Source organism: Methylobacterium sp. WL64 (assembly GCF_008039945.1).
Lineage (GTDB): Bacteria > Pseudomonadota > Alphaproteobacteria > Rhizobiales > Beijerinckiaceae > Methylobacterium.
The window spans coordinates 1-13,798 of record NZ_VRVA01000128.1 but is presented as its reverse complement, the minus strand read 5'-3'; the positions used below and the strand labels follow the sequence as shown (position 1 = coordinate 13,798).

Sequence of the window (13,798 nt, the reverse complement as noted above, 5' to 3'; positions counted from 1 at the left end):
GGTCGGCTCCGGACGGGCGGCGGCCGGCCGCGGCGGGGCCTCCTCGTACGCGTCCGGCTCGTCCTCTTCCGGGGGCAGCGGGACCGGTGCCCGGCGGGCGGTCGCCCCCGCAGGAGCCGACGCGTCCCGGCTCGGATCCTGACCGTCGAACGGGGCCTCGAAAACCGGCTCGCGCCGCGCCTGGCCCGGCTGGGCGGCCTCCGGCAGGTGCTCGGCCCAGGGCAGGTCCGCATCCGTGAAGGCGCGCCGCGCCGCGAGCGCCGGGGAGGCGCTGTCGAACGGCTCGACCCGGCCGGTCCGCCACGCCTCGATCCGCCGCGCCAGGGCGACGCGCATCCGCATCAGGCCCTGGGCGAGGGCGCCGATGCCCACGAGGCCGAGGCTCGGCTCGTCGGCATCCTCGCGCTCGTCGCGACCCCGCACGGACGGATGCCGGGCGGGATAGGGCTCGTCGTGGAAGGACTCCTCCTCGGCGGCCCCGAACCGGCAGGCGCCGGTCAGGCTGAGGATCGCCACCGCGGCGTAGACGAAGCCGACGAGGTGGGCCGCCGCCGACGACACCGCCCCGACGATCACCCGGGCCATGGACAGCAGGCCGTCTCCGGCGACGCCGCCGAGCCCGGTGGGCAGGGGCCAGCGCGCGGTGGGCGGCAGGGCGCTCGCCACCGCGCTCGCGGCGCAGAAGCCGATGATCCAGAGCGCCAGGCGCATGCCGCCCTGGGGCAGGTCTCGCTCGCGCATCAGCCTGACGCCCCAGAGCACGGGCGGCAGCACGAACGCGAGGGCACCCAGACCGAGGATCTGCATGGCGAGGTCGGCCACGACGGCGCCCGGCTGGCCGAGCACGTTGTGGGCCGGGTGGTCGGTGGCGTGGTTGAGGCTCGGGTCGTCGATCGACCACGTGGCGAGCGCCACGGTGAGCGCGACCGCGCCGGTGAACAGGACGAGCCCTCCGAGCTCCGTCAGGCGCTTGCCCAAGAAGGGGCGAACGCTGTCGACGTAAGTGTCGTAGGGCGACGCGGGACGGCGAAGCGAGCGCATGCGGGACCGGACGCGAACGGGGACTCTGACCCGAAGGCTAGTCATGCCGGCCTTAACGACCTGCTAAGGTTGAGGAAGCCTGACCCCCCGTACCCTGGGCCCGCGCGGGATCCGGAGCGGGCGTGTCCGGGCCTGGGGTGGTGCAAAAACCGCCCCGCTATGGCACAGAAACCGCCATGAACATCGACGGTCAGCCCTATCGCACGATCTTCCCGGACCCGGACGGCGTCAGCGTCCAGGTGATCGACCAGACACGCCTGCCCTTCGCGTTCGAGCTGAGGCGCCTCGCCACGCTGGACGACGCGGCGGTGGCGATCCGCACCATGATCGTGCGCGGCGCGCCGCTGATCGGCGTCACCGCGGCCTACGGGCTGGCGCTCGCCATGCGGGCGGATCCGTCGATGGACGGGATCGACCGGGCGGTGGCGACGCTCGCCGCGACGCGCCCGACGGCGATCAACCTGCGCTGGGCGCTCGACCGGGTCGCCGGCAACCTGCGGCAGATCCAGCCGGCCGAGCGCTTCGCCCACGCCTTCGCGGAAGCCGGCCGCGTCGCCGAGGAGGATGTCGCCAGCTGCCGCTCGATCGGCGCCCATGGCGGCCAGATCATCGCCGACCTGCACAAGGCGAACGGCGGGCGGCCGGTCACGGTGCTGACCCATTGCAACGCCGGCTGGCTCGCCACGGTGGATTGGGGCACCGCGCTGGCGCCGATCTACGCCGCCCACGAGCGGGGCGTGCCGGTGCACGTGTTGGTGGACGAGACCCGGCCGCGCAGCCAGGGCGCGGCGCTCACCGCCTTCGAGCTGAACGGCCACGGCGTGCCCCACACGGTGATCGCCGACAATGCCGGCGGCCACCTGATGCAGCATGGCGGCGTCGACCTGTGCATCGTCGGCTCGGACCGCACCACGGCGTCGGGTGACGTCTGCAACAAGATCGGCACCTACCTGAAGGCGCTGGCCGCCCACGACAACCGCGTGCCGTTCTACGCCGCCCTGCCGTTCTCGACGATCGACTGGACGCTCCACGACGGCGTCAAGGAGATCCCGATCGAGGAGCGCGACGGCCGCGAGGTCACCCACATGACCGGCCGCCTGGCCGAGGGCGGCTTCGCCACGATCGAGGTGGTCTCCCCGGGCAGCCCCGTGGCCAACCCGGCCTTCGACGTGACCCCGGCCCGCCTCGTGACGGGGATCATCACCGAGCGCGGCATCTGCGCGGCGAGCGAAGAGGGGCTGTGCGGGCTCTACCCGGAGCGCCGGAAGGCGGCGTGAGCCGCCTCAGTGCACGCCGGGCCGGCCGGATTCGGCGAGCTGCTGCGCCCGTGCGTTCTGACGCTCGAACATCCAACCCGGGTATTCGGGCGGCAGGACGCTCACCGCGTCGAGGGCATCGAGTTCCGCGTCGGTGAGGCTCAGCCGCGTGGCCGCGATGTTGTCCTCGAGTTGGTCGAGGCGCTTGGCGCCGACGATGACGCTGGTCACCGCCCGGCGGTGCAGCAGCCAGGCGAGCGCCACCTGAGCCACCGAGACGCCGCGGCTCTCCGCCACCGGGCGCATCGCGGCGATGCAGGCTTCGCCGCGCGGGCCGTCGACCGGCGGAAAGTCGAAGCTCGCCCGCCGACCCTCCCCGGAACCGCCGGAATACTTGCCGCTGAGCAGGCCGCCGGCGAGGGGGCTCCAGACCAGGAGTCCGAGACCCTCGGACCGCAGCATCGGGACGATGTCCCGTTCGAGGTCGCGACCGGCGATCGAGTAATACGCCTGCAGGGTCTCGAACCGCGCGAGGTTGGCCCGCTCGGCGATGCCCTGCGCCTTGACGATCTGCCACGCCGCCCAGTTCGAGACCCCGACGTAACGCACGTGGCCGTGCTGCACGAGGATGTCGAGGGCCCGCATCGTCTCCTCCATCGGCGTCGCCGGGTCGAAGCCGTGGATCTGGTAGAGGTCGATGTGGTCGAGCTTGAGCCGCTTCAGGCTCGCCTTGCAGGCGTCGATCAGGTGCAAGCGCGAGGCGCCCCGCGCGTTGGCGCCTGGACCCATCGGCCCGTAGCCCTTGGTGGCGACGACGACGCTGTCACGCGGGACCCTGAGATCGCGCAAGGCCTGTCCGGTGATCTCCTCGGAGAGCCCCTCGGCGTAGACATCCGCCGTGTCGATGAAGTTGATGCCGGCGTCGATCGCCCGCCCGACGAGCCGCCCCGCCTCGGCTTGGTCGAGGGCGCCGATCTGGCGCCACATCCCGTCTCCGCCTCCGAAGGTCATCGTCCCGAGGCAGAGTTCCGAAACGAACAGCCCCGTGTTGCCGAGCTTCTTCTGGTACATGTATCCGGTATCCCGTCCGTCTCCGTCGCGACAACGCACGGGGACCGGAACCGCTGCGCCTCACGGCTCCCAGCGATGGAACACCGCGCTGTCGAACGAAAAAACCGGCTCGCCGCGCTGGTTCACCCCGGTGTTGCGCGCAAACGCCAGGCCCCAGCCGGGGCGGGACGCGGAGGCGCGCTTGTCGGTGAGCTTCGTGCTGAACCGGACCGTGTCGCCGGCGTAGACCGGCTTGAGCCAGCGCAGGTTCTTGAAGCCCGGGGAGGGGCCCGATTCCGGAACTGGGCCGCGGCTCGCCGTGTAGGCGGCGTCCCGGGCGCGGGTGGTGAGCAGCCGGTTCATGTAGGCTGAGGCGGTGTGCCAGCCGGAGGCGCAGAGACCGCCGAAATGGCTGCGCTTGGCGGCCGCGTGGTCGAGGTGGAACGCCTGCGGGTCGTAGGCCTCGGCGAAGGCCACGATCGCGGCGGCGCTGAACGGGTAGGCCCCGAGGTCGCGGACCAAGCCGATCTCGGCGTCCCGCAGGAACGGCAGGATCTCGGCATCCTCCGGCTCCTCGACCGGGCCCGGCTCGCCGATCTCGACGGGGCGGGGCGGCAGGGGATCGGTGCCGCGGCGGGCCAGCATGAAGGTGAAGCGCTGGGTCAGCACCGTCTCGCCGCGCGGGTTGCCCAGGGCGACCTCCGCGGTGACGAAGCCGAGCCCCGGCTTCGAGGCCGAGTCCCGCATCCCCACGACCCGGAAGGTCAGCGTCAGCGCGTCCCCGGGCAGGACCGGCGCCAGCCAGCGCAACTCGTCGATCCCGGGCGCGCCCAGCGACGAGCCGCCCTGGAACGGACCCCGCTGCAGCAGCCGCATCCCCAGCGCGGCCGTGTGCCAGCCCGACGCGATCAGCCGCCCCGCGAACGTCGACTCCGCCGCCGCCTCGTCGAGGTGGAACGGCTGGAAGTCGAACGCCCGCGCGAACCCCACGATGGCGTCGCGGGTGACCGTCAGGGGCTCGCCGGCGATGACGTCGCCGACGGAAAAATCCTCGATCGCGGGGTCCGGCATGGCAGCCTCGTCCAGTGCGTCAGGGGAGGGGGGCTCAGTTGGCGAAGCGGAAATGCAGCACGTCGCCGTCCTGCACCACGTAATCCTTGCCCTCGAGCCGCAGCTTGCCGGCGTCCCGGGCACCGGATTCGCCGCCCAGCGTGGTGTAGTCCTTGAACGCGATGGTCTCGGCGCGGATGAAGCCCTTCTCGAAATCCGAGTGGATCACCCCGGCGGCGCCGGGCGCGCGGGTGCCCTTGGTGATCGTCCAGGCCCGGGCCTCCTTGGGGCCGACCGTGAAGTAGGTCACGAGGCCCAGGAGGTCGTAGCCGGCGCGGATCACCCGGTTGAGGCCGGGCTCGGTCAGACCCACGGCCTCCAGGAACTCGGCCTGGTCGCCCTCCGGCATCACGGCGATCTCGCTCTCGATCTTGGCCGAGACCACCACCGCGATGGCACCCTCGGCCTTGGCGCGGGCGAAGACCGAATCCGAGTAGGCGTTGCCCTTGTCGGCATCCCCCTCGTCGACGTTGCAGACGTAGAGCACCGGCTTGGCGGTCATGAGGCCCAGGGACTGGAACAGCTTCTCCTCGTCCGGCTTGCGCTCGACCAGCCGCGCCGGCTTGCCCTCGCGCAGCAGCGGCAGGGCGCGGTTGACGAGATCGAGGCTCTCCTTGGCCTCCTTGTCGGCACCCTTGGCCTTCTTCTCCAGGGCGACGGCCCGGCGCTCCAGGCTGTCGAGGTCGGCCAGCATCAGCTCGGTCTCGATGGTTTCGATGTCGGCGGCCGGATCGACCTTGCCCTCGACATGGGTGACGTCGCCGTCGGTGAAGCAGCGGACCACGTGCGCGATGGCGTCGACCTCACGGATGTTGGCCAGGAACTGGTTGCCCAGGCCCTCGCCCTTGGAGGCGCCGCGCACCAGCCCGGCGATGTCCACGAAGGTCAGCCGCGTCGGGATTTTCTCTTTCGAACTCGCGATCCGGACGAGGTCGTCCAGGCGCGGATCCGGCACCGCCACCTCGCCGACATTCGGCTCGATGGTGCAGAACGGATAGTTCGCCGCCTGCGCGGCCGCCGTCTGCGTCAGCGCGTTGAACAGGGTCGACTTGCCGACGTTCGGCAGGCCGACGATGCCGCATTTGAAGCCCATGGACTCAGTTCCGTTGAAGCACGTCGCCGGGCGACGCGCGGAAAGGGTTGATGAGGGTCAGGCCCTCGAACACGGTGCCGTGTGCCATATCCTCGGTCAGGAAGTATCGGCATCCGGCGAGCTGGGCCGCGGCTACCAGGAGGCAATCGAACCACTGATAGCCCAGCTTGTCCCGCACCGCCCAGGCGACCTCGAGTTCCTCCTCGTCCAGGGGCTTGTCGCCCCAGACCTTAAGCGCCTCGATCTCCTGCTGAATGTCGGCGAGGGGACGCCTCGGCTCGTTCCTCAGGATCCAGCGTGTCAACTCGTTGAGGACCTGCATGTTGATGCGCGCGGCGCCCTGTGCGCCGAGGCTTCGCACCCATTCCTGGGCGGTCGCCTTTTTGTCGCTCTGCTTGGCGTCGCGCCCATAAATCAGCACGTTGGTATCGACGAAGACCTGGTCAGTCATCGTACAGCTGGTCGCGTGTCGGGGCGCGTCCGTTCTCGTCGGTCAGGTTCATTGGGGGGCCGGCCAGGAACCGCTCGATCGCTTCGAGCTGCGTCAGCGGCCGGCCGACGCGCTGCTCGACGGCCTCGGCGACGAACCGCGACAGGCTCTTGCCGTCGCGCGCGGCGGCGACACGCGCCCGCTGCAGCAGGGCCTCGCTCATCGTCACGGTGACGTTCTTCATCGCAGCCTCCGCCGGCTATATCGTGTCCTCGTGTTTCCGTGTCAATTTTTCGCGCCCAGCGTCTTCACCGCGTCCCAGCCTCGGCCGGCCATGGCGAGGTGGACCTTGTTCTGGAAGCTCGCATCCTCGCCCACCGCCAGCAGGGCGACGTGGTCGGCGACCGCGTGGCAGAGATCCTCGACCCAGGGCAGCTCGGCCTTGCCGAAATCGTTGAGCACGTAGGCGTGCACCTGTGCCTTGTCGCCGGGATGGCCGATGCCGAGCCGCACCCGGCGGTAGTCGTTGCCACATTGGGCGGTGATCGAGCGCAGGCCGTTATGGCCGGCATTGCCGCCGCCCAGCTTCACCCGGAGCTTGGCCGGGGCGAGGTCGAGTTCGTCGTGCAGCACGATCACGTCGCTCAAGGGGATCTTGTAGAAGCGCTGCGCCTCCGAGACCGAGCGCCCGGACTCGTTCATGAAGGTCGAGGGCTTGAGCAGGATCGCCCGCTCGGTGCCCAGCACGACCTCGGCAGCCTCGCCCTGGAAGCGGTGCCGGAACGGGCTCGCCCGGTGCTGGCGGGCGATCGCGTCGATGGCCAGGAAACCGATATTGTGCCGGTTGTTCGCGTAGCGCGAACCCGGGTTTCCGAGGCCGACGATCAACCGCATGGCAGAGTTCCTGGCGCGATCCGGTTCATACCCGCTCACGGGGCATCCATTGCGGGGCGGTCTGTGGCACGCTTCCCCGCGCGACGCATCCCCGCTCCGGCCGCGAGACCCGCACCGCCGCGCCTGCCGTTCCGGCCTCACCGGATCCTGCATCGGGCCTTCGGAGCCGCACGGTCGCCGACCTTGCGCCGACCGTGCGCCACCGCACGGCATCGGTCGAACCGCCGGCAGAGTATCGCGGTTGAGAGGTCACATTCGGCCAAGCAAAGCCCGAGCGATCAAGACCGCCGTACCGACGATCTTTCTCACCCGACACGGTTGACCGGATCACTTCCCGTCGCAGTCAGACTCAGACACGAGGAGATCGTCATGACGATTCGCATGTTCGCCGCCGCCGCCCTGTTCGCCGCCGCGGCCACGCCGGCCCTGGCGCAGGGGCTGGACTCGAAGCATTCGCCATACCCGGCCTCCGCCTATTCGGGCTGGGTCGGCAACGGGAACCTGATGCAGCAGGATCAGACCCCGTCCGCACGGGCCTTCGCCTATCGCTATGCCGGCCCGCATGCCGGCGGCCCGGCCAACGCCCTGCCGCGGTACTGAGGCCGGGGGGGAGGGCGCCGCCCGTCAGCGCGTCGGGACGGCCAGCTCGTCCCGCACGCCGATGCCGGCTTCCGGCCCCACGCCATCGATCGCCCGCAACTCGCCCGGCCGCAGGGTCCCGCTCAGGAGATCGACCTGGCTCACGAGGCGGGCGAGCGACTGCCCCCGGTCGAGGACCGGCCGCTCGGGCAGCGGCCGGTCCTCACCGAGCGCCGCCAGGGTGGCGGCGATCCAGGCCCGCCAGGCCTCCGCCTCGGGGGCGCCGGCCTCGGGCGCGTGGCGCAGCACCGACAGCCGGGCGCTGATCCGGCGCAGGGTCGCGTCCGCCACCATGGCGGCCTCCACCTCCGGGTGGCTCCCCGCCCGGGGCTGTTGCAGGGCCCGCGACAGGGCGGCTTCCAGGTCGTTGAGGGCGAGGCCGGCCGTGCGGGCCCGGGCCAGCACGACGGCATCGCGCGCCTCGCCGGGGACGGCGAGCAGCACCGCCTCGGCGAAGCCGGCATGGGCCTTGAGCGCCCGCCGCAACTCCTGTCGGACCTGGTCCGGCTCCCAGATCGGCCAGAGCAGGAGGCAGCTCGCGACCGCGATCAGCCCGCCCAGCACGGTGAAGCCGGCGCGCATGCCGACGATCTCCCAGGAGCTGTGGCCGGGCTCCAGCAACTCGACCAGCAGCACCACCAGCGGGGTCAGACAGGTGACGAAGAAGCCGTAGGAGATCTGGCGCGCGGCGAACCCGACGACGCTGAGCACGAGGATCAGCCCGGCCTCAACCAGCGGGGTCGTGGCGTAGTAGGCCAGCACCGCGCCCGCGAGGCCGCCCAGCACGGTGCCGCCGATCCGCTCCAGCGCCCGCTGCCACGTCGCGGCGTAGAACGGCTGCATGGTCAGCACCACGGTCATCACCAGCCAATGCGTGAACGCGCCGGCATAGGTCAGGGTCGCGGCCAGCGCAGGCGCCGCGACCGCGGTGGCCCGCAGGGCGTGCCGGAGGTTCGGCGAGGCCGGGGTGAAGTTCTGCCGCAGCGGCTCCCAATAGCGGGTCCAGCGGTCGAGGCTGCGGCCGTCCGTGAGGGTGCCGCCGGGCCGATAGCCCTCCGGGGTCGAGAGCTTGGCGCCCATGCGGACGCGCCCGACGATCCGGTCGGCCAGCCGCGCCAGGGTCGGATCCTCCGACAGGTCCTCGGCCGCCCGGGCGATGGAGCGCTCCAGCCGGGCGAGATCGAGGCTGGCATCGTCGCGGATCGCCCGGGCGATGGTGACCAGGAGCGGGCGCAGGCGCCGCAGGAAGGTCTTGGCCAGGGTCCGGCGGCGGGCATCGGGCCGGCTGTCGATCAGCTCCGAAACGGCGATCAGGGCGGAAAAAATCTGCTCGGCGCTCTCAAGGCGCAGGAGCGCCTGGGCGGTGCGCTCGGAGACGCGCTCCCGGGATCGGGCGAGGTCGAGGATCATGGTGCGGGCGGCCTCGATGCTCGCGCGCACGCCCCGCCGGTGGCCGCGCGCATGCCCGTCGAACGCGTCCGCGTCGGGAGCGGGCAGGGCGACGAGCCGCTCGAGGTCGCCGCAGAGCCGCGCCAGGCCGTGCCAGACCTCGGCCACCGCCCGGTGCGCCGGCCGGTACGGGTGCAGGCGCCAGATCACTAGGGCGAGCAGCGTCGCCCAGAGCCCGCCGGCCGCGAACATCAGCGCCACGATCCCGGCCTGCTCCAGGGTCAGCGGCCGGTCGAGCGCGATGCACAGCACCACCACCAGCACGTTCCCGGCCGATTGCGCCTGCACGCTCCAGACCCGGACGTAGGAGCACGCGAAGATCAGCGCACAGGAGACCGGCACCACCACCAGCAGCCCCAGGGGCTGCAGCAGGCCGAGGCCCGCCCAGAGCAGGCCGCCGAGCAGCGAGAACGCGGTCAGCACGCGCAGGCGCACCCGCATCGGGCCGCCATTGTCGCAGAAGCACGCGAGGTTGGCGGCCAGCGCCATGGTCAGCAGCGGCGGCCATTGCACCCAGATGTTGATCAGGATCACGACGCCGAACGCGAAGGCCGCACGCACGCCTTCGACCAGCCGCACGTTGCGCAGGTCCAGGCCCGTGGGCAGGCGCCGCAGATCCGCCCCGGGCCGGCCGAGGCTGCCCCGGCCCTCAGCCCGGCGGCGCGGCGCCGGCCTGGGCGCCCCTTTCGGCGCCGGGTTGGGCGCCGGGTTGGGCGACGATGCGGGGGGACTCGGGGGCGACAAGCTCGGACTCCTGTGCGGGCGCTCCTGCGGGCGCTGGGCCCCGGCATGAACCGCGCCCCGACCTGTCCGGATCCACCCCGGGCCGCAACCCTGCCTTGCCGCGCCGGGGCGACGGAACGCGCTCGCTGCCACGCCGACCGGCTGCCCCATCGGGGCGCCCCGGACCGGCCGCAGACGCTTGACCCTCGGCCAAGCCCGTGGCTTCTGGGCCTGCTGGCACCCCAGACTCCGTAGCTCAGCTGGATAGAGCAGCCGCCTTCTAAGCGGCAGGTCGTTGGTTCGAGCCCAACCGGGGTCGCCAGCAATTCACCCGCCCAGTCAATGACTTGGCGGGTTTTTCTTGGCCTGTATACGGCATTCTAAGCGCGCAACACGCCGCAACACCGATCGTTATTTTACAATGGCTTACGATGCGAGCCGAGGCGCTTGCGGGTGCTCCACGCAACACGGCTGCAACACGAAAGGCGTGTCTGTAAGCCTCTACGAGCGGCGGACCGCATGTCCCAAGCCTGAGCGTTATGCCTTGCAGCCGCCGTCATCACCGCTAGCTGGCGGAGCGACCGGCACAGTCCGGTGGCCGAAGCCGGAGAGTCCGATGCGTGTTCTGATGGTTGGCTATGAACCTGACTCGGTCGATTTCTCGGACCCAGCTCTCCCGCACGGACTAAATGCCGAGAAGATCCACCATGGGATCGAAGTGGCGCTTAAGGATATGCGCGACCGCGGCTGGGCGGCTGAGCAGTGCTTCATACAACCGGACGATCAAGCTGGCCCGATCCTGCGGCAGATGCTCACTTCCGGCTCCTACGACTGCCTCGTGATCGGCGCTGGCGTGCGTTCCTGGCCGCGGCACCTGGCGGTATTCGAAGTTCTTATCAACGTAGCTCGGGAGGCTGCGCCGACAGTTCCGATCGCCTTCAACACGCGGCCTGAGGATAGCGGTAATGCCGTCGAGCGGGTGTGCAGCAGGCATCGGATCTGACCGTACGCCGCCGCCCATACTTCACCGCCGCCCGACCGGCACGACAGTGTCAAAAAACGCGAAGGTTATAGCCATCATAACAACAGACCTCAGGATCAAAAGGGATCTGCTGGATCTTCTCTGACGCTTGGCGGACTATGCTGGAGCACGACGGCTCGCTGAGACGAGTCCGCGCGTTTGGAGGAACTTCGATGGGCGTGCTCAAAACCGGCCAGACCGTGGCGCTGGCTGTCGTCGCGGCCTCAGGCGGCTGGCTGTTTGCCCAGACTTCCTGGGGAGCATCCGACCACCCACCGCGGTTCCCGCAGCTAACCCTCGAGCAGCTTACGCCTGCTCAGCGTCCGGTTGGCGAGAAGATCATGAAGGTATCGAGCGTCGGACTTGCCGGCCCGTACAACCCGATGATCCGAAGCCCCGAGATGGCTCAGCGGATGTACGACCTGCTCGACTACCTGCGCTGGCACACCTCCGTGCCGACGCGATTGAATGAGTTCGCGATCCTGATCCAGGGCCGCCTCTGGCGCTCGCAGGTCGAGTGGTACGCCCATTACCCGCTGGCGATCAAAGCGGGACTCTCCGAGCAGGTGGCGGCTGATCTTAAAGCTAACAAGCGGCCGGAGGACATGAAGCCCGACGAGGCGGCCGTTTACGACTTCTGCATGGAGCTTTCCACGCAGCATGCAGTCTCGGACGAGACCTTTGATCGTGCCAAGCAGGTGCTGGGCGAGCAAGGCGTAGTGGACCTGACGACACTCACCGGCACCTACGTGACGGTGGCCATGCTTCTGAGCATGGCCGAGGAAGGCGTGCCGCCGGGCAAGGAACCCCCGTTCAATCCGGGCGAACGGTAGGGTGAGCAACAAGCGGTCTTGGCAGATTGTTGTCGGGACCCGCTGGATCCCCGGCGCGGCGGACATCCGCCCGCGCACGCCTTAACGCCTGTCGTAGCGCCCGCTCCATGGCCGAACGCCAGGTTTGCTAGCACGTCTGCCACGGCGGCGGGGCGACATCGTTCCAGGATCGACGCTCAGCGCGGTTGATGGCTCCCGGATCCCAGCCTGAGCAGACAAGGATACAATCCGCTATCGCACCTTCCGCGTGCTCAGGGCGACGCCAAGCAAAACGGCGGCGCCGACACCGGCCCAAACGAGCCCGGCACTCATCGTCCCCGCCGACGGTACACCCTTGCGTGCCCGCCAGCCACCGTCAGCGCTCGTTCCTTGTGGGATCGGTTCCCGCAGTGCCCCATGGGTCCCGGGTCCTGGATCGGCCCGGTCCAATGCGAAGCGGAATCCTGCGCCCATCACACGCTCGGTCAGCGAGGGCGCAAGCGCGTAGCCGGCTTGGGCGAGGCGGGCCGGCCAGCCGACCGCCATCTCGTGTCGGGGATGCCGAACCAAGCGCAGGTAGGCCTCGGCCACATCCTCGGGCGCGTAGTAGACGTGGCCTGGGTTGAGCGTCTTGCCCGTGACGTTGGCGCCGTGCTCCAGACCGGGTGTATCGACGATTGCCGGGAACACGCCACAGACGTGGATGTGCTTATGCCGGGCAAGTTCCTGGCGCAGACTGGCCGAGAAGCCGCGCAAGCCGAACTTGCTCGCGGTGTACGCTGCCGCGAACGGCGTCGGGGCCCAGCCGCCCATCGAGACCGTGTTGATCAGCGTGCCGTGCCCCTGGCGCAGGAAGTGTGGCAGCACGGCATAGGCACCGTGAATCGCACCCATTAGGTTGATCTCGATCGTCTGCCTGTGCAGGTCGAGCGGAGCGTCGAGGAGTGGCCCGAATACCCCCGCACCTGCATTGTTGATCCAGACATCGATGCCACCGAACGCCCTCGCCGCGCCTTCCGCCAGCGCGAAGACAGCGTCGGTGTCAGTCACGTCGGTTGGGATCGCGATCGCCGCACCACCACCGTCCCGGATCTCGCGCACGATATCGTCGAGCACATCGGCACGCCGGGCAGCGAGAACGACGCGGGCACCCCCGGCAGCAAAGGCATCAGCCGCGGCACGCCCGATGCCGCTCGACGCGCCGGTGATCACGACCGTAGATCCGCGCACTTGCGCCATGTCTCGCCCTCCCGCTCGTCGATCTCGATCAGCGAACCAGAGCAGGATTGTCGTGTTCCTGCGGCAGAGAGACCGCGGGTCGTCAGGTGTAGCGGATAACCTGGTGAACTCGCGAGCGGGGCAACGCGTCGCCATTGTGCCTTCATCAGGCTTGGCCGATCTTCTCGTAGTCGCTGCCCGTCTGCTCCGAGATTTCGAGCCAGTAGCGGTTTGAAGCGTCAGCGAACGGTGCCTGGACGTATCCCATGACTGAGAGAGGGCGACCGCGGCAGTTTGAACGCGGTCAGCCCGTCGAGGCGCTGGCAGGCACCATCGAGCGCGTCACCTTCCACAACCCCGAGACCGGCTTCTGCGTGCTCAAGGTCCAGGCTCGGGGCAAGCGCGATCTCGTCCCGGTGATCGGGCATGCCCCCGCCATCGCGGCCGGCGAGTGGATCACCGCCACCGGCATCTGGCACACGGATCGCCAGCACGGCGTGCAGTTCAAGGCCGAAACCCTCAAAGTCACGCCGCCCACTGGGGTCGAGGGCATCGAGAAATACCTCGCCTCCGGCCACATGCGCGGCATCGGTCCGGCCATGGCCAAGCGCATCGTTGCGGCGTTCGGCGAGGGCACGTTTGAAATCATTGAGGCCGAGCCGCAGCGACTGCCCGAGGTCGCCGGCATCGGCCCGAAGCGCGCCGCCCGCATCATCGCCGGATGGGCCGAGCAGAAGGCGGTGCGCGAGATCATGCTGTTCCTGCACGCCCACGGCGTCGGCACAGCGCGGGCGGTGCGGATCTTCAAGACCTACGGGCACGACGCCATCGCGGTCATGACCGAGGACCCGTACCGGCTGGCCAAGGACATCCGCGGCATCGGCTTCAAGACCGCCGACGCCATCGCGATGAAGCTCGGGCTGACCCCGGAGGCGCCGCAGCGGCTGCGCGCGGGCATCTCGTTTGCCCTGCAGACGGCGACCGACGGCGGACACTGCGCGCTCCCTGTGGTGGAACTGATCAAGCTCGCGAGCGACCTCCTCGGCGTCGAGGCGGCGCTGA

14 protein-coding genes and 1 tRNA gene are annotated in these 13,798 nt (G+C 69.9%); 6 read left to right on the top strand and 9 right to left on the bottom strand.

Going from position 1 to position 13,798, the window contains the following annotated elements; translation table 11 throughout:
- Positions 1-1,041, bottom strand: a 1,041-nt coding sequence (locus tag FV242_RS28795; RefSeq protein WP_187278604.1) for a DNA translocase FtsK 4TM domain-containing protein, incomplete at its 3' end; no start/stop codon positions are given.
- Positions 1,042-1,217: 176 nt separating this feature from the next.
- On the opposite strand from FV242_RS28795, the gene mtnA reads away from it, so the two are divergent.
- The gene (mtnA, locus tag FV242_RS28790; protein ID WP_147907935.1) at positions 1,218-2,318 is read left to right on the top strand and encodes an S-methyl-5-thioribose-1-phosphate isomerase; all 1,101 of its coding nucleotides are present in this window, start codon (positions 1,218-1,220) and stop codon (positions 2,316-2,318) included.
- A 6-nt stretch (positions 2,319-2,324) separates the two neighbouring features.
- Here mtnA and FV242_RS28785 read toward each other — a convergent pair whose 3' ends face one another.
- Genes FV242_RS28785 through pth form a run of 6 tightly spaced genes read right to left on the bottom strand, consistent with a single transcriptional unit; the run spans position 2,325 to position 6,874 of the window.
- The gene (locus FV242_RS28785) at positions 2,325-3,368 is read right to left on the bottom strand and encodes an aldo/keto reductase (protein ID WP_147941311.1); all 1,044 of its coding nucleotides are present in this window, start codon (positions 3,366-3,368) and stop codon (positions 2,325-2,327) included.
- Positions 3,369-3,428: 60 nt separating this feature from the next.
- On the bottom strand, positions 3,429-4,418 hold the full coding sequence (locus FV242_RS28780) for a MaoC/PaaZ C-terminal domain-containing protein (protein ID WP_147941310.1): 990 nt from the start codon (positions 4,416-4,418) through the stop codon (positions 3,429-3,431).
- A 34-nt stretch (positions 4,419-4,452) separates the two neighbouring features.
- The gene (gene ychF / locus FV242_RS28775) at positions 4,453-5,550 is read right to left on the bottom strand and encodes a redox-regulated ATPase YchF (protein ID WP_147941309.1); all 1,098 of its coding nucleotides are present in this window, start codon (positions 5,548-5,550) and stop codon (positions 4,453-4,455) included.
- A gap of 4 nt (positions 5,551-5,554) precedes the next feature.
- Positions 5,555-6,001 carry a PIN domain-containing protein gene (locus FV242_RS28770; protein WP_147941308.1) on the bottom strand — a complete coding sequence of 149 codons (447 nt, stop codon included), beginning with the start codon at positions 5,999-6,001 and terminating at the stop codon, positions 5,555-5,557.
- Positions 5,994-6,224, bottom strand: a complete 231-nt coding sequence (locus FV242_RS28765; protein ID WP_147907930.1) for a hypothetical protein — start codon at positions 6,222-6,224, stop codon at positions 5,994-5,996. The genes FV242_RS28770 and FV242_RS28765 overlap by 8 nt, the downstream gene beginning before the upstream one ends.
- 41 nt (positions 6,225-6,265) lie before the next feature.
- On the bottom strand, positions 6,266-6,874 hold the full coding sequence (gene pth / locus FV242_RS28760; RefSeq protein WP_147907929.1) for an aminoacyl-tRNA hydrolase: 609 nt from the start codon (positions 6,872-6,874) through the stop codon (positions 6,266-6,268).
- Between the two features lie 369 nt (positions 6,875-7,243).
- Here pth and FV242_RS28755 point away from each other — a divergent pair, with 369 nt between their 5' ends.
- A complete protein-coding gene (locus tag FV242_RS28755) occupies positions 7,244-7,474 on the top strand; it encodes a hypothetical protein (RefSeq protein WP_147941307.1) in 231 nt (76 codons plus the stop codon).
- 24 nt (positions 7,475-7,498) lie between these two features.
- On the opposite strand, the gene FV242_RS28750 is transcribed toward FV242_RS28755, so the two are convergent.
- Positions 7,499-9,577, bottom strand: coding sequence for an FUSC family protein (locus FV242_RS28750; RefSeq protein WP_246692936.1), 2,079 nt, complete (start codon positions 9,575-9,577; stop codon positions 7,499-7,501).
- 353 nt (positions 9,578-9,930) lie between these two features.
- Here FV242_RS28750 and FV242_RS28745 point away from each other — a divergent pair.
- From FV242_RS28745 to FV242_RS28735, 3 genes are all read left to right on the top strand, one after another.
- Positions 9,931-10,007 (top strand) — tRNA-Arg (locus tag FV242_RS28745).
- 294 nt (positions 10,008-10,301) lie between these two features.
- On the top strand, positions 10,302-10,688 hold the full coding sequence (locus tag FV242_RS28740) for a hypothetical protein (protein ID WP_147907927.1): 387 nt from the start codon (positions 10,302-10,304) through the stop codon (positions 10,686-10,688).
- 191 nt (positions 10,689-10,879) lie between these two features.
- Positions 10,880-11,539, top strand: a complete 660-nt coding sequence (locus FV242_RS28735) for a carboxymuconolactone decarboxylase family protein (RefSeq protein ID WP_147941306.1) — start codon at positions 10,880-10,882, stop codon at positions 11,537-11,539.
- A gap of 231 nt (positions 11,540-11,770) precedes the next feature.
- Here FV242_RS28735 and FV242_RS28730 read toward each other — a convergent pair whose 3' ends face one another.
- Positions 11,771-12,757, bottom strand: a complete 987-nt coding sequence (locus FV242_RS28730) for an SDR family oxidoreductase (protein ID WP_147941305.1) — start codon at positions 12,755-12,757, stop codon at positions 11,771-11,773.
- Positions 12,758-13,002: 245 nt separating this feature from the next.
- On the opposite strand from FV242_RS28730, the gene FV242_RS28725 reads away from it, so the two are divergent.
- On the top strand, positions 13,003-13,798 hold a 796-nt coding region (locus tag FV242_RS28725), incomplete at its 3' end, for a helix-hairpin-helix domain-containing protein (RefSeq protein WP_246692935.1).